Annotated in this window: 23 protein-coding genes and 1 riboswitch; of the genes, 7 read left to right on the top strand and 16 right to left on the bottom strand. The window is 62.5% G+C overall.

Annotated features, from left to right (window positions below; all coding sequences use genetic code 11):
• Nucleotides 1–47 precede the first annotated feature (47 nt).
• The 3 genes from nth to CSE6_RS26705 form a co-directional block, all read right to left on the bottom strand.
• Nucleotides 48–704: an endonuclease III gene (gene nth / locus CSE6_RS14290; RefSeq protein ID WP_059440798.1), complete on the bottom strand. Its 657-nt coding sequence runs from the start codon at nucleotides 702–704 to the stop codon at nucleotides 48–50.
• Between the two features lie 87 nt (nucleotides 705–791).
• The gene (locus tag CSE6_RS14285; protein WP_193751126.1) at nucleotides 792–2,501 is read right to left on the bottom strand and encodes a ShlB/FhaC/HecB family hemolysin secretion/activation protein; all 1,710 of its coding nucleotides are present in this window, start codon (nucleotides 2,499–2,501) and stop codon (nucleotides 792–794) included.
• A gap of 132 nt (nucleotides 2,502–2,633) precedes the next feature.
• Complete coding sequence (locus CSE6_RS26705) at nucleotides 2,634–4,163, bottom strand: collagen-like triple helix repeat-containing protein (RefSeq protein ID WP_059440796.1); 1,530 nt, start codon at nucleotides 4,161–4,163, stop codon at nucleotides 2,634–2,636.
• Between the two features lie 299 nt (nucleotides 4,164–4,462).
• On the opposite strand from CSE6_RS26705, the gene CSE6_RS14275 reads away from it, so the two are divergent.
• Nucleotides 4,463–5,659, top strand: coding sequence for a PLP-dependent aminotransferase family protein (locus tag CSE6_RS14275; protein ID WP_034392387.1), 1,197 nt, complete (start codon nucleotides 4,463–4,465; stop codon nucleotides 5,657–5,659).
• Nucleotides 5,656–5,877 (top strand): SlyX family protein, encoded by a 222-nt coding sequence (locus CSE6_RS14270; RefSeq protein WP_003063015.1) that lies wholly within the window; start codon nucleotides 5,656–5,658, stop codon nucleotides 5,875–5,877. The genes CSE6_RS14275 and CSE6_RS14270 overlap by 4 nt, the downstream gene beginning before the upstream one ends.
• A gap of 125 nt (nucleotides 5,878–6,002) precedes the next feature.
• Here CSE6_RS14270 and CSE6_RS14265 read toward each other — a convergent pair whose 3' ends face one another.
• The 4 genes from CSE6_RS14265 to CSE6_RS26700 all read right to left on the bottom strand — a co-directional run bounded on the left by CSE6_RS14265 (nucleotide 6,003) and on the right by CSE6_RS26700 (nucleotide 9,383).
• The gene (locus tag CSE6_RS14265; protein WP_012837967.1) at nucleotides 6,003–6,146 is read right to left on the bottom strand and encodes a DUF3149 domain-containing protein; all 144 of its coding nucleotides are present in this window, start codon (nucleotides 6,144–6,146) and stop codon (nucleotides 6,003–6,005) included.
• Nucleotides 6,147–6,361: 215 nt separating this feature from the next.
• The gene (locus CSE6_RS14260; protein WP_059440795.1) at nucleotides 6,362–7,789 is read right to left on the bottom strand and encodes a M20 family metallopeptidase; all 1,428 of its coding nucleotides are present in this window, start codon (nucleotides 7,787–7,789) and stop codon (nucleotides 6,362–6,364) included.
• 74 nt (nucleotides 7,790–7,863) lie between these two features.
• Nucleotides 7,864–8,889, bottom strand: coding sequence for a tripartite tricarboxylate transporter substrate binding protein BugE (locus CSE6_RS14255; RefSeq protein ID WP_034392394.1), 1,026 nt, complete (start codon nucleotides 8,887–8,889; stop codon nucleotides 7,864–7,866).
• 365 nt (nucleotides 8,890–9,254) lie between these two features.
• The gene (locus tag CSE6_RS26700; RefSeq protein WP_274522624.1) at nucleotides 9,255–9,383 is read right to left on the bottom strand and encodes a hypothetical protein; all 129 of its coding nucleotides are present in this window, start codon (nucleotides 9,381–9,383) and stop codon (nucleotides 9,255–9,257) included.
• Between the two features lie 192 nt (nucleotides 9,384–9,575).
• Here CSE6_RS26700 and CSE6_RS14250 point away from each other — a divergent pair, with 192 nt between their 5' ends.
• From CSE6_RS14250 to CSE6_RS14235, 4 genes are all read left to right on the top strand, one after another.
• On the top strand, nucleotides 9,576–10,478 hold the full coding sequence (locus CSE6_RS14250; protein ID WP_034377483.1) for a glutamate ABC transporter substrate-binding protein: 903 nt from the start codon (nucleotides 9,576–9,578) through the stop codon (nucleotides 10,476–10,478).
• 3 nt (nucleotides 10,479–10,481) lie between these two features.
• The gene (locus CSE6_RS14245; protein WP_034392397.1) at nucleotides 10,482–11,144 is read left to right on the top strand and encodes an amino acid ABC transporter permease; all 663 of its coding nucleotides are present in this window, start codon (nucleotides 10,482–10,484) and stop codon (nucleotides 11,142–11,144) included.
• Complete coding sequence (locus CSE6_RS14240; RefSeq protein WP_059440794.1) at nucleotides 11,141–11,941, top strand: amino acid ABC transporter permease; 801 nt, start codon at nucleotides 11,141–11,143, stop codon at nucleotides 11,939–11,941. Before CSE6_RS14245 ends, CSE6_RS14240 begins: the two co-directional genes overlap by 4 nt.
• A gap of 266 nt (nucleotides 11,942–12,207) precedes the next feature.
• Nucleotides 12,208–13,221 (top strand): LysR family transcriptional regulator, encoded by a 1,014-nt coding sequence (locus CSE6_RS14235; RefSeq protein WP_059440793.1) that lies wholly within the window; start codon nucleotides 12,208–12,210, stop codon nucleotides 13,219–13,221.
• Between the two features lie 118 nt (nucleotides 13,222–13,339).
• Here CSE6_RS14235 and cobF read toward each other — a convergent pair whose 3' ends face one another.
• From cobF to cbiT, 4 genes are read right to left on the bottom strand one after another with little or no spacing between them, the layout of a single operon-like run.
• Nucleotides 13,340–14,098 (bottom strand): precorrin-6A synthase (deacetylating), encoded by a 759-nt coding sequence (gene cobF / locus CSE6_RS14230; RefSeq protein ID WP_059440792.1) that lies wholly within the window; start codon nucleotides 14,096–14,098, stop codon nucleotides 13,340–13,342.
• Entirely contained in the window at nucleotides 14,098–14,892 is a 795-nt protein-coding gene (gene cobM / locus CSE6_RS14225) for a precorrin-4 C(11)-methyltransferase (protein ID WP_034407854.1), read from the bottom strand. Before cobM ends, cobF begins: the two co-directional genes overlap by 1 nt.
• Entirely contained in the window at nucleotides 14,889–15,332 is a 444-nt protein-coding gene (locus CSE6_RS14220) for a cobalamin biosynthesis protein (RefSeq protein WP_034407857.1), read from the bottom strand. Before CSE6_RS14220 ends, cobM begins: the two co-directional genes overlap by 4 nt.
• Complete coding sequence (gene cbiT / locus CSE6_RS14215) at nucleotides 15,329–16,525, bottom strand: precorrin-6Y C5,15-methyltransferase (decarboxylating) subunit CbiT (protein ID WP_059440791.1); 1,197 nt, start codon at nucleotides 16,523–16,525, stop codon at nucleotides 15,329–15,331. The genes CSE6_RS14220 and cbiT overlap by 4 nt, the downstream gene beginning before the upstream one ends.
• On the opposite strand from cbiT, the gene CSE6_RS14210 reads away from it, so the two are divergent.
• Nucleotides 16,518–17,273: a cobalt-precorrin-6A reductase gene (locus CSE6_RS14210; protein WP_080745957.1), complete on the top strand. Its 756-nt coding sequence runs from the start codon at nucleotides 16,518–16,520 to the stop codon at nucleotides 17,271–17,273. The genes cbiT and CSE6_RS14210 overlap by 8 nt on opposite strands.
• A 31-nt stretch (nucleotides 17,274–17,304) precedes the next feature.
• Here CSE6_RS14210 and cobJ read toward each other — a convergent pair whose 3' ends face one another.
• The 5 genes from cobJ to CSE6_RS14185 all read right to left on the bottom strand — a co-directional run bounded on the left by cobJ (nucleotide 17,305) and on the right by CSE6_RS14185 (nucleotide 21,952).
• A complete protein-coding gene (gene cobJ, locus CSE6_RS14205) occupies nucleotides 17,305–18,093 on the bottom strand; it encodes a precorrin-3B C(17)-methyltransferase (RefSeq protein WP_034351875.1) in 789 nt (262 codons plus the stop codon).
• A gap of 25 nt (nucleotides 18,094–18,118) precedes the next feature.
• Nucleotides 18,119–18,859 carry a precorrin-2 C(20)-methyltransferase gene (gene cobI / locus CSE6_RS14200; protein ID WP_034351876.1) on the bottom strand — a complete coding sequence of 247 codons (741 nt, stop codon included), beginning with the start codon at nucleotides 18,857–18,859 and terminating at the stop codon, nucleotides 18,119–18,121.
• A gap of 11 nt (nucleotides 18,860–18,870) precedes the next feature.
• A complete protein-coding gene (locus CSE6_RS14195; RefSeq protein WP_034351877.1) occupies nucleotides 18,871–19,500 on the bottom strand; it encodes a precorrin-8X methylmutase in 630 nt (209 codons plus the stop codon).
• Entirely contained in the window at nucleotides 19,484–20,824 is a 1,341-nt protein-coding gene (locus CSE6_RS14190; protein WP_059440790.1) for a nitrite reductase, read from the bottom strand. The genes CSE6_RS14195 and CSE6_RS14190 overlap by 17 nt, the downstream gene beginning before the upstream one ends.
• Nucleotides 20,825–20,952: 128 nt before the next feature.
• Nucleotides 20,953–21,192, bottom strand: a riboswitch (cobalamin riboswitch).
• A 172-nt stretch (nucleotides 21,193–21,364) separates the two neighbouring features.
• On the bottom strand, nucleotides 21,365–21,952 hold the full coding sequence (locus CSE6_RS14185) for a VWA domain-containing protein (RefSeq protein WP_034377539.1): 588 nt from the start codon (nucleotides 21,950–21,952) through the stop codon (nucleotides 21,365–21,367).
• Nucleotides 21,953–21,972 lie beyond the last annotated feature (20 nt).

Genomic DNA, 21,972 nt, shown 5'->3' with positions numbered 1-21,972 from the left:
AAAAGATATAGCTGAAAGCGCTTTGTGGATATGCATTTGGGGCGTTTTCAGCTCTTTTTTCCAGCTGCCGGTGCCGGGGTTTTGGGTGTGAAATCGCAGTATTTTGACGCCACGCATTCCCAGCAGCGGGGCTTGCGCGCCTGGCAGACATAGCGGCCCAGCAGGATCAGCCAGTGATGGGAGTCCACCGCGTATTCGTCGGGTATGCGCTTGAGCAGCTGCTTTTCGACTTCCAGCGGATTCTTGCCAGGTGCCAGCCCCGTTCGGTTGCTGACGCGGAAGATGTGCGTGTCCACGGCCATGGTGGGCTGACCGAAAGCCACGTTGAGCACCACATTGGCGGTCTTGCGGCCTACACCGGGAAGGGCTTCCAGCTCTTCGCGGGTTCTGGGTACTTGGCCGCCATGCAGCTGAACCAGCATGCGGCAGGTCTCCATCAGATGCTTGGCCTTGCTGCGGTACAGGCCTATGGTCTTGATGTAGCTCTCCAGCCCCTCAAGCCCCAGATCCAGAATGGCCTGCGGAGTGTTGGCAACAGGAAAAAGCTTGCGCGTGGCCTTGTTCACCCCTACGTCGGTGGCCTGGGCAGACAGCAGCACGGCGGTCAGCAACTCGAACACCGTGGTGTATTCCAGCTCGGTTTGTGGCGTGGGGTTGGCGGCCTTGAGCGCAGCAAAAAACGGCGCTATATCGTTTTTCTTCATGGGCGATATTGTGGCTTGTCGTTCAGGGGGAAACAAAGAAAAAGCCGCTGCGTTACACAGCGGCTCGGCAGGCGGAATCGCAGCAAGTCAGGGATCCAGGTTGTAGCTCAATACAAGGCTGTAGCGCAGTTCCCTATCGGGATTGTTGACAGAGCGATCGCCCAGCGGCTTGCTCATGGCAAGGTCCAGTGCGTAGTGGCGGCTGTCGGAGAGGCGCAGCCCCAGGCTGGCAGAGCGCAGCGTATTGCCGCTGACGCCGCTGGTCTGCTGATGCGTACGTGCCCATTCGTAGAGCAGATAGGGCTCGGCCGACTTGATCCAGGCCTGGTTGATGAGGAATTGGTAGTTGAGCTCGGCACTGGCGCCTACGCCGGAATCGCCTGAGAACTCGCCAGCCTGATAGCCGCGGCCAAAGCGGGTGGATCCAAAGGAGATTTTCTCCGGGATGGGAAGAATGTCGGCACTGTATTGCCCGCCCACGGCAAAAGCGGCGCCCATCTTGTTCGCGAAGCGATGGCGCTGTGCATAGTCGGCGGTGATGCGTGTGAAGTCCAGCTTGGCCGGGTTTTCAAGCTTTTGCAGCAAGCCCTGCCGATAGTAGAGGTCCAGATTCTTGTAGGCCCCCAGGCTGTCCAGGCCGTGGGCCAGCAGGACCGAAGCCGAACGAGTGGTGGTCTTGCCAAAGGACGCCCAGGCCATTTGCGCATAGAGCGTGCGAACCTTTTCCTCGCGCAGCAGGGAGGCCTGGCTATCGGCCAGTTCACGGCTGTAATTGATGGCATACAGACCCGCCGTGGTGCTGAGCTGGGTGGTATTGCTCAAGATCCATGGGTGGCTGATATTGAAGTCCAGCTTGCGCTGCTGTGTCAGGTCATCAATGCCGGGAATGCGCGTTGCCGGCGGGTTGAAACTGCGGTAGTCGGAATAGCTGACACGTGCCTGCGTGCCCTCTGGTGTCAACTGCTGAGTGAAACCGATGCTGCCGAAACGCTCCTTGTCGGGGTTTTGCAACATCGCCGAAGCCTGAAGCTGGCTGCCTGACCACAGAGGGTCGTTCAGGGTGAGGGAGGCAATGATGCGCGGCGTGGGCTTGCGCGCCTCGCCCCCAACGGTGACGGCAATGGGCTTGTGCTTGGATTTGATGACCAGGGGCACCGCACCATCGGTGGTGGTCGGCAGATTTGCCGACGCGGTGATCTGCACTCCGGGAAGGCGTGCCATCAGCTGGGTCTGGTGCTGAAAGGTCTTGGTGGTCAAAGGCCTCTCATTGAGCAGCGGCTGGGCAATTTCGCGTATCTGGTCCTCGGAGCGGCCGAAATTTCCCTCCAGATTCAAGCTCTGCACATAGCCTTCGACCACGATGACCTGCACCGCGCCATTGGCAAAATCCTGCGGAGGAAGGTAGGCAAAAGAAAGGGCGTAGCCATGGCGTTGATACAGCTCGCTGACTTTCTGGGTAGCGGCGTTGAGCTCGCCCACCGTATGCGTGCCATTGATGAAGGGCGTGAAAAGCGCGCTGACCTCCTCGAAAGGAATCGCCGTGCTTCCCTGCACATTGACGCCACGTACTGCGACCCGGAGGTTGATGAGATCCTGAAGACTTGGCTGGGGCTTGTCTATCTGCACCGGTACCTGCCTGGGCTGCTGCTGCAGATTCCTTGCAGCTTCGGGTGTCTGGGGCAGGCTGTTGAGCGGGTTGCCAGCCTGCTGTGACAAGGCCAGAGGAGCCCAGGCTGCAAGTGCCAACGCCTGAATCCTGGAGCCGATGCGGCCCTGTGGTTTTGCTTTTGACTGCAAAAGTCCCTCCTGTTCTATTTTTATGACTCTCATTGTTCCCTACATCCCCAGAACTGGGTATGGGGCTGTCGTAAAAAAGCCCGCCTGCAGGCGGGCCAGGCTCAAGCGGTGCACAGACCACCGCCGTTCCCCTTATTTGCTGGTGGCTACCGCTCCACCGCCCAGGCCGAGCGCCAGATTGCCGCCCAGCAGTCCACCCAGCAGGCCGCCCGAGGTGCTTGCACCACCTGCTGCTCCTGCGCCTGCAGCGACATTGGTCACGCCGCCAAGTACACCGCCCACAAGGCCTGTGACTGCGCCAACGGTGTTGCCGACCAGGCCAGTCACCGCAGTGCCTGCACTGCCGCTGCCTCCTGCTGGAGCGCCTGCCGATCCCGCGACCCCGCCGACAAGCCCTGTGACGCCGCCCAACACGCCTCCGACCAGATTGCCTGCTCCTGCGACAGGGCCACCGGCATTGCCGCCACCGCTCGCTCCACCGGTCACGCCACCGACCAGGCCCGTGACGCCGCCCAGCACGCCGCCGACAATATTGCCTGGCCCACCTGCGGAGCCGCCTGCGCCGCCCGTGACATTGCCGAGCACGCCACCGAGCAGGCCGCCGCTAGGTGTGCCGGGGCCTGTCACTACGCCGCCCAGGCCGGCCACGGTCTGGCCGACGCCCGAGACCACACCGCCCAGCGGAGCAACAACGGGAACTCCGGTGCTGGTGACGGAAGCTCCCACATGATTGACGACTCCGCCCACGGTACCCAGCAAGCTGTTAACCGGCTGGCCCAGGCCAGTGGTCTGAACCAGATTCTGGGTGGTACCGAGCACGGTGCTCAATACCGGTGTGGCGACCTGGCTGACCTGAGTCGTAAGGCCCGAGACCAGCGGGTTGCCGGTCAGCTTTGCCACCGTGCCCTCGACGCCGGAAACGGTGGTGCCCAGGATTTGCACCGTGCCGCCCGCCAGGCCCGCCACATCGCCGACCACGCCAAGCTGAGGAGTGTCCAGCGCACTGACCGTCTTGCCTGCCGAGGTGACCGCAGCGCCCAGATAGCCGACAGCAGGAGCCACGCCTTGCAAGGTGGTGCCGATGGGGTCGGCCGTCTTGCCGATCTGGCCCAGGCCTGCGCTGACGCCGCTACCCACGCTGTTGACGGCATTGTTCACATTGCCAAGAATGCCGCCGGCCGGCTGGGCCACACCGCTCAGAGGCGTGCCGTTGGTGGCCGTGCCCAGAGTGGAGGTCACGATGTTGTTGACGTCGCTGATGACGCCGCTTGTTCCGGAAAGCGTTCCAGTGACATCCGCCACGGTGTCGCGCACCGGCGTGAGCGGAGTGCTTGCCACAGGCGGGTTGCCCGTGCCGCCATCACCGCCACCGGTGTTGCCACCACCAGTACCGCCGCCTGTGCCTCCACCTGTTCCACCGCCAGTTCCACCTCCGGTACCGCCACCAGTGCCACCGCCGGTGCCCCCACCAGTGCCGCCTCCGGCAACAACATCTCCACCGCCGGTGCCGTCGGGTCCGAGGTCGCTGCGCAGAGAGCCGCTAGAGCCACAGGCAGCCAGACTGGCAACCAAGGCTACGGCACACAGGCTGCGCAGGCTCAACGGGGTCTTGCCGTCAATGGCAACAGACAGTGCCTTGCCGGTAAAAGTAGTAGTACGCATAAATCCTCCATCCCAAAAACAAGTGAAAAAATCCGTCAAATACGCGGTCCGTTGATCGGTAGGCGTATGTTCTTGTCAGAGCCTTGGCGCTGTCCAATTCAAAGTTTGAGACACGAAGTTATGCGCAATTAACAATTGCTATCAACTTTTGTTGTTTGGTAGGAGTTTGATTACTTGCAGCATGGAATAGCGCCTACATAAAAGCCACTTCCTGTCTCTGGGGCGATTCGCGCGCCACAATGGGCATCTGCCGCTCAAGCAGCGACGAGATTCCCGTAGCGCTTTAACCAAGAAAACGTATGCAATTTGCCAAACGACTCGATAACGTAGAAACCTCTGCGATCCGCGAACTCTTCAAGCTGCTGGGCAAGCCAGGCATCATCAGCTTTGCGGGCGGCTTTCCGGACAGTGCCATGTTTGACGTAACCGGGATCAGCGCTGCCTCTGCGGCAGCCCTGCAGCAGGAGGCAGGAGCCGCATTGCAGTACGGTGCGACAGAGGGCTACCAGCCGCTGCGCGAGCAACTGTCGTCCTTTATGGCCGGCAAGGGCGTGCCCGATGTGGCGCCTGATCAACTCATCGTCACCACCGGCAGCCAGCAGGCACTGGACTTGCTGGGCAAGACCATGGTGGGAGAGGGTGACAAGGTCATCGTCGAAGGCCCGACTTTCCTGGCCACGATTCAGTGTTTCCGCCTCTATGGCGCAGAGGTGATCTCCGCCCCTGTGGACGAGCATGGCGTGAAGACCGACGAACTGGAAAAGCTGATTGCCGAGCACAAGCCCAAGCTGGTCTATCTGATCCCGACCTTTGGCAACCCCAGTGGTGCCATGCTGAGTCTGGAACGACGCAAAAAGGTGCTGGAGCTGGCCGTCAAGTACCAGACTCTGGTGGTGGAAGACGACCCCTACGGCGATCTGTACTTCAATGAAGCGCCTCCTGCCAGCCTGCTGTCGCTGACACGCGAAGTTCCTGGCAGCCGAGAGTGGCTGGCTCACTGCGGTTCATTGTCCAAGGTGCTCAGCCCCGGTCTGCGTATCGGCTGGCTGATTGCACATCCCGAATTGCTTGCTCGCGCCGTGATGTGCAAGCAGTTCAGCGATGCCCATACCAGCACCTTTGCACAGGCCACTGCAGCCCAGTATCTGAAGTCCGGCGCCATGCCCAAGACCCTGGCCCATGTGCGCGAGGTCTATGCCAAGCGTGCCGAGACCATGGGCGATGCGCTGCGCGAGCAACTGGGCGATGCCGTCGAGTTCGTACAGCCTGCCGGCGGTCTGTTCATGTGGGTGCGCCTGACGGGCGCGCGTGGCCAACTGGCGGATGCGGCCGTGCTGGCCAAGAAGGCCATTGAAGAGGGCGTGGCCTTTGTACCGGGCGCTCCGTTCTATGCACAGAACCCCGATACGGCGACCTTCCGCCTCTCGTTTGCCACGGCTGACGAGGACAAGATTCGCGCAGGCATTGCTCGTCTTGCCAAGGCGCTGAAGTCATGAGCGACAGTCACGAAGCCTTGCAAGAGCGAATCATGGAGCTGGAGATCAAGGCCAGCTACACAGAGGATTTGCTTGAGCAACTCAATATGACGATCTACCGCCAGCAGCAGCAGATTGATCTGTTGATCAACGAGGTGAGGGAACTCAAGCGCCAAGCGCCAGAAGGCGGGGGCGCGATGGTGCGCAATCTGCGCGACGAGTTGCCACCGCATTACTGAGCACGCTGGGCGATGCGGTCAAGAAAAAGGCCGGAGTGAAAGCTCCGGCCTTTTTTGCACTCAAACCGTGTCATATCGCCAGCAACCCAAGGTAGTGCATGCGCAGCGTGCTATGAAGCCTGGATTTACTCCAACGGGGTGCTGGCAACGTTCTTCATCTTGCCCAGGAAGAGGCGCGTAAAGAAAGCGGCCATGACGATGATCAGCAAAATCACGGCCAGGCTCATCAGCCCGTAGTCGGTGGAAAAGAGATCGATCATCAGCTTCATGGTGCCTCCCTGTTGAGTTTCCGCAGTCTTGCGGCATGTCTCACTATGGCCGCTCGGCCTGGCCGGGGGCTTGTGTTGCATCAAGCTTTGACTGCTGCCGCTTTGAGGCAGAGCAAGCTGGCGCGCATGGCGAATCCTCAATCCTGGCGGGCGTTTTCAGGGACTTTTGCTTTGAAGTTACCGAAATTCCTTTCAGAGGAGGAACCGTTGCCAACTTACTTTCGCAAAAAGGGCAGGGCTACCTCTGCAGGAATGGGGCAGACATAGGGCTTGCCCTCGCGGCGTTGCAGTAGTTCTTCCTTGGCGCACTCCAGCAACTCGGGTTGTGCGAACAGCTCAACGGCGGTGGCTGTCAGAATTTTTGCGGCGTGCACCATGCCGGTGTGAGCCAGGCCGGACTGCCCTTGCGACACCATCTGCCAGGAGTGCAGCGGCGTGCCGAAAGCATAGCAGGCCACCCAGGCCTGAACGGTGGGCGTGATCCAGCTCACATCGGCCACGTCGGTGGAGCCGAACATGATGTCTTTAGCGTTCGGGTCGTAGGGCGTCAGACCTTCAAAAATGGCCGGCACCTTGCCGCGCAGCACGCTCGCCAAAGGGCGGCTGACGGCATCGACATCGTTTTTGTCCAGCGTGGCCTGGAACTGGCCGGCAACAGCATGCGCCTGTGCATCGGCTTGCAACTGTCCCAGTGCCTGCATCTGCGCATGCATCACGCTGTTCAGCGTGCTGTTTTGCAGCAGATTGGAACAGGCCTTGTCGAAGACGATTTCGAGCTTGCAGTCCGTCATCAGCGCGGCACCACGCGCCACGTTCTGAACGCGCTCATAGAGTTCGGCGGCTTCGTGGTTGCGTGCTGCCCGCACCAGATACAGCACTTCGGCGCGCGCCTGCACGACATTGGGCGACAGCCCACCGCTATCGGTAATGGCGTAGTGCACGCGGGCGTCCGAGGGCATGTGCTCGCGCAAATAGTTCACCCCCACGTTCATCAGCTCCACTGCATCCAAGGCACTGCGGCCAAGGTGGGGCGAGTGCGCGGCATGCGATGCCTTGCCATGGAAGACAAACTTTGCCTGAATATTGGCCAGCGTGCTTTGGCTGAACAGACCGGTGTAGCTGGCTGGGTGCCAGGTCAGTGCTGCATCCACATCATCGAATACGCCGGCGCGGGCCATGAAGGTCTTGCCGGAGCCGCCTTCCTCGGCTGGACAACCGTAATAGCGCACGCGTCCGCTCGTGCCGGTGCTTTTCAGGTGCTGCTGCAGCGCAATTGCGGCAAAGTGCGCAGAAGTTCCCAGCAGATGGTGGCCGCAGCCGTGGCCGGCCAGACCGGGGCTGTCGGTAGACGGGGTGCAAACCAGAGCACCGCTTTGCTGGTTCAGGCCTGACAGGGCGTCGTATTCACCCAGCAAGGCAATGACCGGGCCTGTATCGCCCCATTCGGCCATGAAGGCGGTGGGAATGCCTGCTACATCGCGGGTGATGCGAAAGCCAGCCTGCTGCAGCGCATCGATGTGCAGCTGGACCGAAGCGTTCTCGGCATAGCGCAGCTCGGCCAGAGACCAGATCTGGTCGGCCAATGCCGTCATGCGCGGTGTCTCGCGTTGAAAAAAATCCTGCAGGGCGCTCATCGCTTGCATGGCAAAAGGGTCCTTGAGCTGTGGTGAAGAAGATAGGGCATGAAGAAGCAACCGGCCGGCTGCAGGGCGGGCTCTTATTCGGGCCTGACGCCGGCCTTGTCGAGCAGGGCCTTGTTGCGCTTGAGTTCGGCGGCGATCTGGGCCGGGAACTGGGAGGGCGCGGCCTCGGTCGCCGTAGCGCCCAGATTCTTCAGATGCTTTTGCACCTCGGGCAGGTGGACGGCTTTGACAGCCGCATCCTGCAACTGCTTCACGATGGGGGCCGGCGTGTTGCTGGGGACGACCAGACCGAACCAGCTGATGCCCAGTTCGTTGAGTTCGTCGTAGCCCAGTTCCTTGAAGGTCGGCACATTGGGCAGGTCGGGCGAGCGGCCATGTGAGGCGACCACCACGGGAAGCAGCTTGCCGCCCTTGATCTGTGGCATTGCCGAGGGCAACTGGTCGGTCATGATCTGAACCATGCCGGCCAAGGCGTCATTGAGTGCAGGTCCGTTGCCGCGATAGGGCACGATCTGGATCTGGGTCTTCATGGTTTCGTTGAACGAGGCAACCATCAGATGTCCCAGCGTTCCCAGGCCCGGCACTCCGGCACTGTAGGTGCCGGGCTGGGCCTTGACTTTGGCGAGAAAGTCCTTGAAGTTGTTCACGCCCATCTTGGGGTGGGCCATATAGACCGACGGCATGGTCACCAGATTGGCCACCGGCAGCAGCTTGCCTTCAATCTTGCTGGCGCGTTTGTAGAGCAGGGGGTTGATGGTGGCTGTGCTCACGGTAGCCATGCCAATGCTGTAGCCGTCTGGAGCTGCCTGGGCGATGGCCTCGCTGCCGATCAGACCCCCGGCGCCGCCCTTGTTGTCCACGATCACCGGTTGCCCCAGCGTGGTGCGCATGCCTTCGGCAATCACGCGGGCCACGATGTCTGTGGAGCCGCCGGCGGCAAAAGGCACGATGAGCTTGACAGGCTTGCTTGGATAGGCGTCAGCGGCCAGCGCCTGCGGTGCGGCCAGGGTCCACAAGGAGCTGGCAACCGCCAGCGAGAGCAGGCCGACGCGGCGATTGAGGCCATTTGTGCAGCCGCGAGTGCGTGAAGAGATGGGCATGGAGGGCTCCTGAAAGATATCGGCCGATGCGTGCCTACACCATCAGTGCTGTTCACGAATTTCTGCCGTCATGGAAATGAAATATAGAAATTCCGGAGCCTTGGCAGTACATGTTATTTGCTGCTAGCTATAAGCTTTGTCGATACCTTGGGTGCGCCGCTCTCTGTGGGGCTGGATGGCTTTTAGTAAAAACCCTTGTATTTCTTGCGATCATTGATCATGTTCGCCATGGACAGTGCCAGGGACAGAGATGCCGCTCAATATCGCTGGATCTGTTTAGGGGTCGTGTGTATTTGGTCACGCGCGGCGACAGCGAGGTTTTGACTTCTCAAGTTGATGGCTTGAAAGCTGCCGTCGAGGTGTTCTCAGCAGGTTGCCTTGGCGGTGTGATCTAGCGGCGGCGATATTGCCTTGCCTGCGGCAGGCGCTGCTTGGCCGGCTTGGGCATCAGCAATCGCATCGAGCTTGAGTTCAGACTGCTTGCTAGTATTCATAGCCGGACGCCGGCCGGGTCAGCCTCTCGAATGAGTGCTAGGCAAGGCCTGGGACTGTTGGCGGCGTCGTGCCCTGTTGGGGCACAAGGGCTGTATTGTGTGCACAATGCTGACTACGCTCGGACGAGCGGCTCGCGCATTCCAAATGCTGCTTTATATTGATTCGCGTCGCAGACCATCCAAGAAGACCGCATGTCGATCAAATCCATTCTGAAATCCACCGTGGTGGCGCTGACGATCGTGACCGGTGGGTCGCTTTTCGCACAGGGCACTCCCATCAATGCAGCGGCCTATGACGCTCTGGTTGCGCAGGGGCCTGTGGCCGATGCGGCGACCATCGCATCGAGCACCTGGGCCAGCAAGATCAAACAGGCTGGCACGCTGCGCCTCGGCAGCACGCAAACCTCGAATCTTTTCTCGCTGCTCAATGAGAAAGACGGCAAGATCCGTGGCTTTGACCTGGGTCTGGCCCAGCTCATCACTCGCTACATTCTGGGCGATGCCGCCAAGTACCAGTTCACGCAGGTGACCTCGTCCACGCGCGAGCAGGTGCTTGTCAATAATCAGGTGGACATGGTCTTCGCCACCTACTCCATCACTCCTGCCCGCGCCGAGAAGATCTCGTTTGCCGGCCCTTACTACACATCGCAGTCCGGCGTGCTGGTCAAGTCGAACAACAAGACGGTTCAGTCTTACAACGACCTGGGCGGCAAGAAGGTGGCCACGCAAGCGGGCTCCACGGGGCCTGCGATATTGGCTCAGTATGCCCCCAAGGCTGTCGTGCAAGAGTTTCAGACACATCAGGAAGCCCTCGATGCACTGCGTCAGGGGCGCGTGGATGCCTACGTGACCGATTACACGCTGCTGCTCAACGCTCTGAGCCTTGGCACCAGCAACGCGCGGCTCGCGGGTGCGCCATTCGGCGCGCAGGACCCCTATGGCGTTGGACTGCCCAAGGGCTCGGACGGCGTAGCATTCATCAATGCCTTCCTGAAGAAGCTGGAGGCTGACGGTACCTGGGCCAAACTCTGGACTATCTCCATAGGGCAGCGTACTGGTAGCACGACTGTTCCGACGCCGCCCGCTCTGCCTTGAACGATGGGTGAGGTTTCCAGGCTCCTGGCCGATTATGGGCCTGCCTTCTGGCAGGCCCTCTTGCTGACATGGAAGCTCACGGTGGTGTCCTTTGTGCCCGGGGTCATGCTGGGCACGGTCGTCGCGGTGCTTAGGCTTATGCCATTGCCGCCGCTGCGCATGGCACTGACCGTCTACGTCGAGATCTTCCGCAATATTCCCAGCGTAGCGCTGCTGATCTTCATCGTTTTCGCGCTACCCGATCTCAACATCGTGATCGACTATGAGCCCAGCGTGATACTGACGCTGACGCTGGTCTGCTCCGCATTCACGGCGGACTACCTGCGCTCGGGTATCAACACCATTCCCGGCAGCCAGATTGAGGCTGCGCTCAGCCTGGGCATGCGGCCGCTGCAGATTGTGTCTGCCGTGGTCTTGCCGCAGGCGATGCGTTCGGTGGTGCAGCCGATGACTTCGCTGCTGATTGCATTGATGCTGTCGACCTCTCTGGCGTCGCAGTTGCCGTTTCCAGGCCGGGAGCTCACCGCGCTCGTATCCAAGATCGCCAACGACTCGGCGCTCGGCATTGCCGCGTTCGCAGTGGCTGCCACCATGTATGTGGTGACAGGCCTGCTCATCGCCTGGGCCGGCGCAGCTCTGGAAAAGAAAGTGCGGATACTGCGATGAGCCGCTCTCTGGAGGACATTCTGTTTGCTGCACCAGGCCCCCAGGCCCGGGCCGTCACCAACGGGGTGAGCGTGATCGCGGCAGCCGTGCTGCTTTTGCTGGCGGTGGCCATCGTGTTCCGCTTCCATTCGGCAGGGCAGCTCGATGCCCCGTATTGGGAATTCTTTGCCTGGCCGACGACCTGGAGCTTTCTTGCCAAAGGTCTGCTCGGCACGCTGGCATCGTCGGCGATGGCCGCGGTCATTTCTCTGGCCCTCGGGCTGGTGCTGTTGCTGGGGCGGCTGTCGCGGCTGAGGCTGATGCGTTGGCCCAGCATTGCTGTTATTGAGTTCCTGCGCGGCACGCCAACGCTGCTGCTCATCTATGTCTGCTTTCTGGTGCTGCCATCGGTCGGGATCAAGCTGAGCACCTATTGGATGCTGACCTTGCCCATAGGCCTGAGTACCGCAGCCGTGGTTGCCGAGGTATACCGAGCGGGCGTGCTCGCCGTTCCGCGTGGCCAGACCGACGCCGCGCGAAGCCTGGGGTTGACCGAAGTCCAGGTCTTTTTCTTCGTCGTTTTTCCTCAGGCCCTTCACTACATCGTTCCGGCACTGGTTGCGCAACTGGTCATCGTGGTCAAGGACACCACCTTCGGCTATGTCGTCACCTATGGTGAGCTCATGCAGAACGCCAAGGTGCTGATAGCGAACTACCACTCGCTGGTGCCTGTGTACCTAGTCGTGGCGGCGCTTTACTGCCTTGTGAACTATGCTATTTCAAAGGCGAGCCAGCGACTAGGTAGACCCATGCATTGAACGCTCTCGGGAGGCCCACGGGAGGCTGGTACGGCGCTCTGTCATCAGCACACGGGCAATTGCCACGACAATGCGGTGTCGCGGCGTTTCCTCCGTCCGTTCAAGCGGAAGTGAATGCATAGTCGGATGCGTGCAAACTATCCGAATCATGCTCACTTCGATGCTCGATGCGAGCGGCTCGCTCTCGAACACCGGCGGTGTTCGGTGCTGGCATTGGCGAGAGGCTGGAACGAACTTTGTGGAAGCGATCGACATCCGTTGAAATCATGGCTGCTGACTCTTCTTTTTCTCAGATACAGGCACAGGCCAGAGCAGGGGCTGCAAGCCCCGAGGGCCGCTTGCTCTTTTCCCGTATGGTCAAGCAGGTGCGGCTGCGTCAGTTGCAGCTTTTGCTGGCTTTGCAGCAATGCGGCTCGGTCATGCAGGCGGCAGTGGAGCTGAACATGAGCCAGTCAGCGGCTACCCAGGCCCTGGCGGAGCTGGAGCGGGTGCTGGACATCAAGCTGTTCGAGCGCCATGCACGCGGCATGCGGCCCACAGTGGCAGGCCAGGCCTTGATCGATGCGGCACGCGGCATGTTGGTGGGATTGCAGGAAGTGTCCGAATCGCTGGCCTCCATTCGTCGCGGGGCTTCGGCAGCGTTACGCCTCGGGGCCATTCCGGCAGCTGCGCTTTCGGTGCTCTCCCAGCTGCTGCCACGCTTTTACGAGGCACACCCGCAGGTCTATGTGGATGTGCATGAGGACGCCAGCGCCCCTTTGCTGTCGCAGCTCATGGCTTCCGGTCTCGATGTGGTGTTCTGTCGCCAGCCCCAGCTTTTGCCGGTGGAGTTTTCCTTCGAGCCGCTGCTGCTGGATGCGGCAGTGGTGATTGCGGATGCTGATCATCCGCTGGTCGGGCGGCGCGATGTGCCGCTGCCTGCCTTGAGGGGGGCGCGCTGGGTGCTGCCGAGCTTTGGCATCGCGGTGCGCAATATCGTGGAGACCGAGGTGCTGCCCGTGCTGGAGGATGCCTCCTGGTTTCCGGCCTCCACTGTGTCGCTGCCCGTGCTCGAGGGCCTGCTCACCCAGCCTGGGGCCGTATCGCTGGTGCCCCGCAGCATTCTGCCGGGACTGCGTTCCCAGGGGCGTGTGCGTGCGCTGGATGTGCGTATGGAGGGCGGTTTGCCACCGTTGGGCGCGGTGTATCGCACAGACCATGCGCCAGCGCTGCTGCAGGAGATGCTCAGACTCTGGCATCGGCTCGAGCTGCCTCATGCAGCGGTACCGGCGTCCGCATAGGCTGGCATCGGAAAGCAAGCTGAACACCCCGAGTCATCGAGTCCTTGATGAGGTGAAGCACACCGCACGGTGATCCGGTGTGCCTGCCAGGCGACGGATGCGCCTGGGCGACCTTGGGTCAGGGGGCCGCGACCCTGCGCAGCAGGTAGATGTCCATGATCCAGCCATTTTGTTCGCGGGCCTGGGCGCGCCTGCTGGTGATGTCTGGCGCGATGTCGCAAAGCCGGCCATGCATGAGCAATTGCTGGGGCATGCCCAGATAGGCACCCCAGTAGATGTCGACATCGGTATCTTTCAGCTGTTCATAGCTGCGTTGACCATCCAGCATCACGACCAGGGTGTTCACCCCGGATGGCCAGCCGTTTTCACGCAGCTGGCGACCGGTGGTGATCAGAAAGGGCTCGCCGATTTCATTGAGGGCAATGCCGTGGGCACTGCACAGCACCTGCATGGAGGTGATGCCAGGCACGACGCATACCTGTTCGCGGGCCAGGCCCAGACGCGAGGCAATGCGCAGCGTGCTGTCGTAGAGGGCCGGGTCGCCCCAGACAAGCAGGGCCACGCGTCCCGAACGGGCAGGGAGATGGTCCTGAAGACTGGCTTGCCAGCGCCGGGCAATGGCCTCATGCCATTCGTCCACTTGCTGGTCGTAGTCCGATCCCTGCTGGCGGCGTTGCGGCATGTCGAAGTGAGCAATTCGGCTCTCTTCCACGGCCAGGCCTTGCAGCAGCGACAGGCGGACCTGGGCCAGCTCGGCCTTGCTGTCCTCCTTGTGTGGCAACAGAACCAGGTCGGCGCTGCGAATTGCTTTCTCTGCTTCCCGGGTGAGGTGATCGGGGTTGCCGGTGCCGATGCCGATCAGGAACAGCTCCAGCATCAGGCGCCCTCGGTTCCGCGAGGGAAGCGCGGTTCGTCGCCGCGCGGCCGGTAGCGGCGATCGTAGTCATTGGCATAGAGTCGGCTGTTGCCGAAATCCTGCTGATTCAGGGTGGCCCCGACCAGAATCAGTGCGCTGCGCTGCAGCGGATTGGATTGGGCGGCGCTGGCGATATCTCCCACGCGGGTGCGCAGCAGTTGCTCGTCCGGCCATGAGGCGCGCCAGACAATGGCTGCAGGGCAGTCTGCGCCGTAATGGCTGGTGAGCTCCTGCTGCACCTGCTCGGCCACGTGGACCGACAGATGAATCGCCAGTACGGCGCCGGTCGCCGCGAAGGCGGCCAGGGTCTCGCCGTCGGGCATGCTCGACGCCCGGCCCGAGGTGCGTGTTAGCACCACCGATTGGCAGGAGCCGGGCAGTGTCAACTCGGCTTCCAGCGCAGCGGCTGCGGCACTGAAAGCGGGGACGCCGGGAGTGACGGTGTAGGGGATGTTCAGCTCGCGCAAGGCGCGCAACTGCTCACCCATGGCAGACCAGATGCTCAGGTCGCCGGAATGCAGGCGGGCAACATCCAGCCCTTGTTCGTGTGCGGTCTGGATTTCGGCCACGATGTCTTCCAGCGACATGGGGGCGGTGTTGACGAGACGGGCACCTGCAGGGCAGTGCGCCAGCAGCTCGCTGGGTACCAGCGAGCCTGCGTACAGGCACACAGGTGAGGCGGCCAGCAGATCACGCCCGCGAACGGTGATGAGGTCGGCCGCACCGGGGCCGGCTCCGATGAAATGAACGGTCAAGGCAAAACTCCAGGGATAAATGGTGTGGGCAGCGGCAAGCCGGCAATCGCCAGCGTCGCACGTCTGTCTGCCGAAACGGTGCGCAGCACCAGCAGCCGGCTATGGGCCAGGACTGCGCCGGCATGCAGGGCCAGGGCTTCTGCAACGCTGCCCGTGGCAAAGCGCTGCTGCAATCTTGCGGAATGGGATGGTGTGGCGATATGCGCAATCGCGCTTTCGGCACAGGTCTTCCAGTCGATATGGCCAGGAATCTGGCTGGCCCAATCCTGCAGGGCGCGCGCCGCTGATGTCTGGCTCCTGGTGGCCAGCAGAGCAAAGGTCCAGCGGCAGGGCGCTGAGTCCGCGCCCCCAAGTCTCTGGCAGGCCTGGGTCCAGCAGCTTTCGAATGATTGAGGCAGAGCACCAGCTTGAAAGCCCCAGCCTGCGAACAGATATCTCATTGGCTGCTCCAGACCCACTGCACCAGGGGGCGGGCTGGGGACCAGGAATGCATGCTGCCCAGGCTCTGAGCTTCGCTCCATTGCAACTGATACAGCTGGCCGCCATGCGTACGGTGCAGCTCCAGCAGCAGTGCCTGGGTGTGCAGCGCCACGGCATTCACCACGAGGCGCCAAGGCCCGGAAAGACGCATGCACAGGGCATTGAACAGCTCCGCGCTGAAGCCGCCGCCGACAAAGACGGCCTGCGGCTCTGGTTGCAGACGGGGCAGGGCTGCCAGGGCATGGTCATGAACCACTTCGAGCGCTGCCGCATAGCGCTGCGCGTTCTGCGCAATATTGGCCGCACGCGCGGCATGCTGCTCCACGCAGATAGCCTGTCCGCCAGCCAGACACCACTCGACGGCGACCGAGCCCGAACCCGCACCCAGATCCCAGAGCCACTCGCCCTGGCGCGGAGCCAGCGCAGCCAGCGTCATGGCGCGCACCGGGCTTTTGGTGATCTGCCCGTCGTGTGCAAACTCATCGATGGGTCTGCCTGGTACCCGGGACAGACCTTTATCGCCGCGCGCTTCGAAAGCCGCAGTCACAGGGGCCTTGGCCGGCTGGGTTGCCAGCAGGGCGGCCAGCTCGCGCACCGTGCCGCTGCGAATGTCCTGCTGATCGCTGCCTGCCTGCTCCACCAGCCACAGAGGGCTGTCGCCCCAGCCCTGCTGCAGCAGCCATTGAGCCAGAGTGTGAGCGGCCGGGCCATCGCGCAACAGGCAGATAAAGCGCTCTTGAGGCGCCAGCAGAGGCGTCAGGCTGCTCAGGCTGCGGGCATGCAGGCCCAGGCAGTGGCTGCGCTCCTGGGACCAGCCCAGCTCGCCTGCAACCCAGGAAAATGTCGAGGGTTGAGGGTAATTGCGCCACTCGCCCAACTCCAGGTGCCTGGCCAGCGATGCCCCGGCACCGAAGTGAAACGGATCGCCGGACACCAGCACGGCCACGCCTTGCTGTCCACGCAGCTGCAGCACGGGCTCGACGCTGAAGGGCACGGGCCAGGCCCTGCCACGCATCCCTGCCTGTGCCAGCGCCAAATGACGCGGACTACCGAACACAACACTGGCATCATCCAGGGCTCGTCGCGCTGCAAGGCTCAGGCCTTCCAGCCCTGATGGATGAATTCCGATAATTGAAAGCCACGGATTGGCCATGACCCAAGTTCTCCTGTTAGGCGGCACTTTCGATGCCTATATCTTGTCCACGCTGCTGCATGAGGCCGGGGTGCAGGCCATCTATTCCTATGCCGGGGCCACCCAGACGCGCCGTACTCCGGCCTTGCCTGTGCGTGTGGGCGGCTTTGGCGGTGTGCAGGGGCTGGTCGATTACCTGAGTGCGCATCACATCACCCATGTCATCGACGCCACCCACCCATTCGCCGCACAGATGAGTGCCCATGCCATCGCGGCCTGCGCCCAACTGAATCTGCCCTTGCTGTCCATGGAGCGGCCAGCCTGGCAGGCGCAGCCCGGCGACCAATGGCAACATGTGCCCGATATGGCGGCTGCCGCACAGGCCTTGAGTCGGTCTTTGAAGCGAGTGTTTCTGGCCATAGGACGCAAGCAGCTGGCGGCGTTTGCAGGCCTGGCCGACGAGCACCAGTTTGTGCTGCGCGTCATCGACCAGGAGGGCGGTGCCCTGCCCCTGCCGGCATCCAGCTATGAGCTGATCGTTGCGCGCGGTCCGTTTCGGCTCGCCGACGAACTGGCGCTGCTCGGGCAGTACCGCATCGACTGCATCGTCAGCAAGAACGCCGGTGGTGCAGATACCTATGCCAAGATCGAGGCCGCGCGGCAGCTGGGTATTCCGGTCATCATGGTCGACAGGCCGGTGCTGGCGCCGCGCACCCAGTGCCAAAGCCCGCAGCAGGCCATGGAGTGGTTGCGCCGGCAGCGCTGCTGAGCACTTGTGCCCGGCAAGGCCTTGCGTGCGCTCAGGCATGGTCTGTCACGGCAGAGGTAGCGCTGCTGGCGGCCTTATAGCTGCGCGGGGTATAGACATGCTTGCCCACCTGCCTGGTCTGGCTGTTGCCCACAATCACCACCGTGCGCATATCGGCCATGTCGGCTTGTGCGTCCAGCAGCCGCACGACCCGCAGCGTTTCATCGGGGCGGCTGACGTTGCGGGCAAAGCAGATCAGGCGCTCGGGCTCGCATTCCTGCTGCAGCACCTGCAGTGCTCGGGAAAAGCCTTGCGGGCGTGATCGGGAGCAGGGGTTGTAGAACGCCATGGCGAAATCGGCCTGGGCGGCCAGACGGATGCGGCGCTCGATGATGCTGGCGGGCTTGAGGTTGTCAGACAGATTGATGGTGCAGAAGTCATGTCCCAAGGGGGCGCCCAGACGCGCTGCCGCGGCCAGCATGGCGGTGATGCCCGGCTGCACCTGCACGTCCACGCCTTGCCAGCGGGCATGCTCCTCGGGGCTGGCCTGCTCCAGCGTCTCGAACACGGCACTGGCCATGGCGAAAACGCCCGGGTCACCCGACGAGAGCATCAGCACCTTGCGGCCCTGGGCTGCAAGATTCAAGGCGTTGCGCGCACGCTCCAGCTCCTCACGGTTGTCGCTGGCATGCAGCTGCAGATGTTCCAGACCCTGCAGCCGCTCCACATAGGGAAAGTAGCCGAATGCATCGCTTGCGCTGGCGATGCTGTCGCGCACCTGCTGCGTCAGCAGCGCATCATCGCCCGGGCCCAGGCCCAGCACCAAGAGTTGTGGAGGCATTGTGGTCGTGCTCATGACAGCGCATTCACATGTCGTTTGCCGGGCGGCGGCCCTGGCCGTGCACGACGATGATGGCGAAATAGGGGCAGCGCTCGGGTGCGTCGCGCAGCGGCATGACCTGCTGATCGCTCATGGTGCCGTTGATGACCAGCCAGGCTCGCTCCAGCTTGCCTTGCTCGCTCAGCAGCGTACGGATGCGGCCCAGATGCCGTCCCACCTTCATGATGACCAGCGCATCCGAGCGCGCCATATGCTCGCGCAGCGGCGTATCGGGCAGGGTCGCGGGCAGCACGCTCATCACATCGTCACCCCAGGTCATGGGAATGCCGGTGGCATGCCAGCAGCCCACCATGCCGGGTATGCCGGGCAGCACTTCCACGGTCACCTGTTCCGCCTGGCGCAGACGCACATAGAGGTGCATGAAGGAGCCGTAGAAGAACGGATCGCCTTCGCAAAGCACGATCACATCCTCGCTGCGTGTGAGCTGAGTCAGCCGGGACTGCCAGTCCTGATAGAAGCTGGACAGCTGGGCGATGTAGCGCGGGTCGTCGTGCGGAATCTCCGTGGTCAGCGGGTACTCCATCGGGTACTCCGTAACCTCGGCATGCAGCAGGCCGTTGACCAGTTGCCGCGCCTTGCCCGGGTGACCGCGTTTGCGGAAGTAGGCCACATGACGGGCGTTTCTCAGCAGGCGGTCGGCCTTCACGCTCATCATGTCGGGATCGCCGGGACCCAGTCCCACGCAGAAGATTTTTCCGTGATTCATGGTGACTCCTCCTACTCCACCGTGGTTGCCAGCGCGTTGATGGCGGCAACCGTGATGGCGGAGCCACCGAGGCGTCCTTGCACGATGGCAAACGGAATCTGTCCCCATTCGCGCAGAGCGTCCTTGGACTCCGCAGCTCCCACAAAGCCGACCGGGCAGCCGACGATGGCCGCCGGGCGCGGGCAGTCCGGGTCCTGCAGCATATGGAGCAGATGAAACAGGGCTGTCGGCGCATTGCCGATGGCGACCACGGCGCCGTCCAGATGCTCGCGCCACAGCTCCAGTGCTGCGGCGCTGCGGGTGTTGCCCATGTCGGCTGCAAGCGCTGGCACACGCGGGTCCTGCAGGGTGCAGATGATGGGGTTCTGGGCCGACAGGCGCTTGCGCGTGATGCCCTCGCTGACCATGCGTGCATCGCAGAGCACGGGTGCTCCGCGCTGCAGTGCGGCTTCCGCCGCTTCGGCAAAGGTCGGGGAGAAATGGATATGTGCCGCCAGCTCCACCATGCCGGCTGCGTGAATCATGCGGCAGGCGACCCGCTCTTCCACGGGGTTGAAGCGCTTGAGATCGGCCTCTCGGCGGATGATGCTGAAGGATTGCCGGTAAATCTCTTCACCGCACTTTTCATAGTTGTAGGTCATTGAGTTGTTGCTGTATATCGTGAGGATCGGAGTTCAGAGGCCGATAGGGAATGGATGCCCTGGCTGACGGCTGAGCTTCAGCGGGGCTGGCGTGCAGCCATATCTGGCCCGTTGTGTCCTGGCTGGCAAACACCACACTTGTCGCATCGGCAGGCAGGGCACAGAGCTTGGCGCAGCCGCTGATATGAAGATGCCGGTCCGCCGCCTGTGAGCCGGCGAATTGCAAGGCCATGGGCTGGGCCGGGATATGGGCCTGAGGGCAGTTGGGGGCGCCGGTGCAGGCCGAGACTCGCAGGCGCACATCCGCGGACTGGCTGATCCAGTCCCTGGCATCGAGCCGGGCAGGCAGTGAATCCAGGTGCTTGTTCGGAAGAAGCAAGGATTTCCAGGGCGTGACCCGGATCTCCGCTTGTTCGGGCATGAGAGCCGCCAGCTTCTGTATGGCCCATGCGTCCAGGCGTCCCAACGGGGCGCCGAGCAGCAGGCCGTGGAGGTTGGGCGCTCCGGGCCGCAACGACCTGGCAGCGTTCCTGTCCAGAGTCCGGGGCTCAAGGTGATGACTGGCCTTGGCGAGTCCGCAGGCCTGAAGGTCGATGGGCTTGGCAAGGCCGCGCAATCGGCCTGCCGCCTGCGAGCTGCGCTCACGGGCAAACCACAGGGCAATCTGTATGGCTGCCTGCACGGCAGCCGGTGCAGTCTCAAAGCCATACCAGTCTTCCGATTGGCCCAGGGCAAGCCCATAGCCTCCATCGGCGCAGGCCCATAGCTGAAGGTCGGAGCTCAGGCTTCGGAGATGACACTGCGGATCGTCGACCAGCATGTCGAATTTGCCGGGCAGGGCCGGCATGCTCTGCTGTTGCAGGGCCAGGGGACTGAGGTCACGCGCCGCTGCACCGGAAAGCGCCAGAGCCAGTGCATGGGTGCGATCTCCTCTTGTATAGAACGGAGTGCAATGCACGGCAGGCGCCAGATCTGCCTGTTCATCGGCAGGGGCCAGTCTCGAGACAACGAGCGCTGCGCGCAAGGCAGGCAGGGCCGATTCGTGCACGCCGCGCAATTGCAGATTGCCGAGGCGGGTCAGCTCGATCTGGCCCGAGGCATGGGTTCGTGCGAGTTCGGCCAGTACCAGCCACTGAGCGGCGGTTAGAGATGCGCAGCGAGGGCGTACGCGCACGATCCAGCCATCCTGTGCCAGCATGGGCTTCCAGGTGCTGGGGCACCAGCCACGAATCTGGATGGGCTCAGGGCTAGGCAAGCTCTGCTCCAGGCGACGAGGCCAGGGCACGGCCGGCCCGCTGGGACAAATCTGACTGGCAAATTCCATGCAACATAGGACATCCACGGTCGGTTTGGCCGATACCCGGGCCAGACAAACAAAATGTGCAGAGGGAAATGAAGAGGTGATGAGCCGCACGCAGGCGCTGGCATATCACAAGCCACATGCAACCCCGCTGCGCCTTGTACACACCAGGCCGGTCTCCGGACTTACAGAGCCCACCTGAGGGTGGCATGTCGATGCGCCTTCCCGCTTTCGCAGTGGCGGCCATGGCCGTGGGCCAGAGCGTGCATCTCCATATCTCTGATTACCGTTGCGGGTGCAGTGCAGGATTGGTGGGAACTCCATTCACCTGCTTCTCGTTTCACCTCCGCGCGCAGAGCACGCCATGAGGCACCTGTGGTGGCGCGATCTTACGCGATAACCTGGTGCACACGGCCGAACTCATCGGCCTGGCAGCAGCTTTCCTGCCGCCTTTGCGGCGACCAGATATCGATAGGGCGGGCAGGGGGCGGCGTGATGCCCTGTCAGATGGTTATCAAAATAGATAGCTGCTAGCGCTTTCCTGTTAAGAGGTAGAGGCGATTTTTAGTTGAATTTCAGCGGCAGTCGCAGAGTATCCGGCCAGGCCTTTGCCAGCCGCTCGGCACCACCAAACAGGCGCTTGTTCTGGACCGCAGCGGTTTCACAGTCCACCAGAATCTGCGCCAGGGCAGGTATGCGACCGCGCTCCAGCTGCAGCACATCGGGGCTGCGGAAGTCGCTGATCAGCCACAGGCAGGATGGTTGCCGGGAGTATCTGGCCGCCATCTGCCAGCCCGCCTCCAGGGCCTGGGCCAACGGCGTGCCGCCTCCGCCGCGCAGCGGCTCGATCAGATCGGCATTCCAGCGTGGCGCCCGCGTGGGCTCCAGCAGCCAGTGCAACTGGCCTGCGCCAAAGCAGAGCAGGGCCACGGATTCGCGCTGCAGATAGGCCCGGCGCAGCCACTGCAGCAGCAGGCCCTTGGCCTGGGCGAATGCGCCGCTCTCCACCATGGAGGCCGAGCAGTCCAGCAGGAACAGGTGTTGCCTGCGCACTGCTCCCTCGGGCTGGCGCCAGCGCAGATGTGCGTGTGCCAGTGGCTGGCCCTGGCGTTGGCGCAGGGTGGCTGTCCAGTCAATAGATGCCCCCGGCATCTTGTGGACGCTGGATACGG

This window comes from Comamonas sp. E6 (assembly GCF_001010305.1).
Lineage (GTDB): Bacteria > Pseudomonadota > Gammaproteobacteria > Burkholderiales > Burkholderiaceae_C > Comamonas > Comamonas thiooxydans.
This window is presented reverse-complemented; position numbering and strand designations above follow the sequence as displayed.

What these genes read in the sequence shown, in the direction of transcription:
- CSE6_RS14245 (WP_034392397.1), top strand. Translation starts at nt 10,482, where the DNA reads ATGGGTGAGGTTTCCAGGCTCCTGGCCGATTATGGGCCTGCCTTCTGG.
- CSE6_RS14195 (WP_034351877.1), bottom strand. Translation starts at nt 19,500, where the DNA reads ATGACCTACAACTATGAAAAGTGCGGTGAAGAGATTTACCGGCAATCC.
- CSE6_RS26700 (WP_274522624.1), bottom strand. Translation starts at nt 9,383, where the DNA reads ATGAATACTAGCAAGCAGTCTGAACTCAAGCTCGATGCGATTGCTGAT.
- cobF (WP_059440792.1), bottom strand. Translation starts at nt 14,098, where the DNA reads ATGCTGGAGCTGTTCCTGATCGGCATCGGCACCGGCAACCCCGATCAC.
- CSE6_RS14240 (WP_059440794.1), top strand. Translation starts at nt 11,141, where the DNA reads ATGAGCCGCTCTCTGGAGGACATTCTGTTTGCTGCACCAGGCCCCCAG.
- CSE6_RS14190 (WP_059440790.1), bottom strand. Translation starts at nt 20,824, where the DNA reads ATGGAATTTGCCAGTCAGATTTGTCCCAGCGGGCCGGCCGTGCCCTGG.
- CSE6_RS14255 (WP_034392394.1), bottom strand. Translation starts at nt 8,889, where the DNA reads ATGCCCATCTCTTCACGCACTCGCGGCTGCACAAATGGCCTCAATCGC.
- nth (WP_059440798.1), bottom strand. Translation starts at nt 704, where the DNA reads ATGAAGAAAAACGATATAGCGCCGTTTTTTGCTGCGCTCAAGGCCGCC.
- CSE6_RS14185 (WP_034377539.1), bottom strand. Translation starts at nt 21,952, where the DNA reads ATGCCGGGGGCATCTATTGACTGGACAGCCACCCTGCGCCAACGCCAG.
- CSE6_RS14265 (WP_012837967.1), bottom strand. Translation starts at nt 6,146, where the DNA reads ATGAAGCTGATGATCGATCTCTTTTCCACCGACTACGGGCTGATGAGC.
- cobI (WP_034351876.1), bottom strand. Translation starts at nt 18,859, where the DNA reads ATGAATCACGGAAAAATCTTCTGCGTGGGACTGGGTCCCGGCGATCCC.
- CSE6_RS14220 (WP_034407857.1), bottom strand. Translation starts at nt 15,332, where the DNA reads ATGAGATATCTGTTCGCAGGCTGGGGCTTTCAAGCTGGTGCTCTGCCT.
- cobJ (WP_034351875.1), bottom strand. Translation starts at nt 18,093, where the DNA reads ATGCCTCCACAACTCTTGGTGCTGGGCCTGGGCCCGGGCGATGATGCG.
- CSE6_RS14275 (WP_034392387.1), top strand. Translation starts at nt 4,463, where the DNA reads ATGCAATTTGCCAAACGACTCGATAACGTAGAAACCTCTGCGATCCGC.
- cbiT (WP_059440791.1), bottom strand. Translation starts at nt 16,525, where the DNA reads ATGGCCAATCCGTGGCTTTCAATTATCGGAATTCATCCATCAGGGCTG.
- CSE6_RS14260 (WP_059440795.1), bottom strand. Translation starts at nt 7,789, where the DNA reads ATGCAAGCGATGAGCGCCCTGCAGGATTTTTTTCAACGCGAGACACCG.
- CSE6_RS14250 (WP_034377483.1), top strand. Translation starts at nt 9,576, where the DNA reads ATGTCGATCAAATCCATTCTGAAATCCACCGTGGTGGCGCTGACGATC.
- CSE6_RS14235 (WP_059440793.1), top strand. Translation starts at nt 12,208, where the DNA reads ATGGCTGCTGACTCTTCTTTTTCTCAGATACAGGCACAGGCCAGAGCA.
- CSE6_RS14270 (WP_003063015.1), top strand. Translation starts at nt 5,656, where the DNA reads ATGAGCGACAGTCACGAAGCCTTGCAAGAGCGAATCATGGAGCTGGAG.
- CSE6_RS26705 (WP_059440796.1), bottom strand. Translation starts at nt 4,163, where the DNA reads ATGCGTACTACTACTTTTACCGGCAAGGCACTGTCTGTTGCCATTGAC.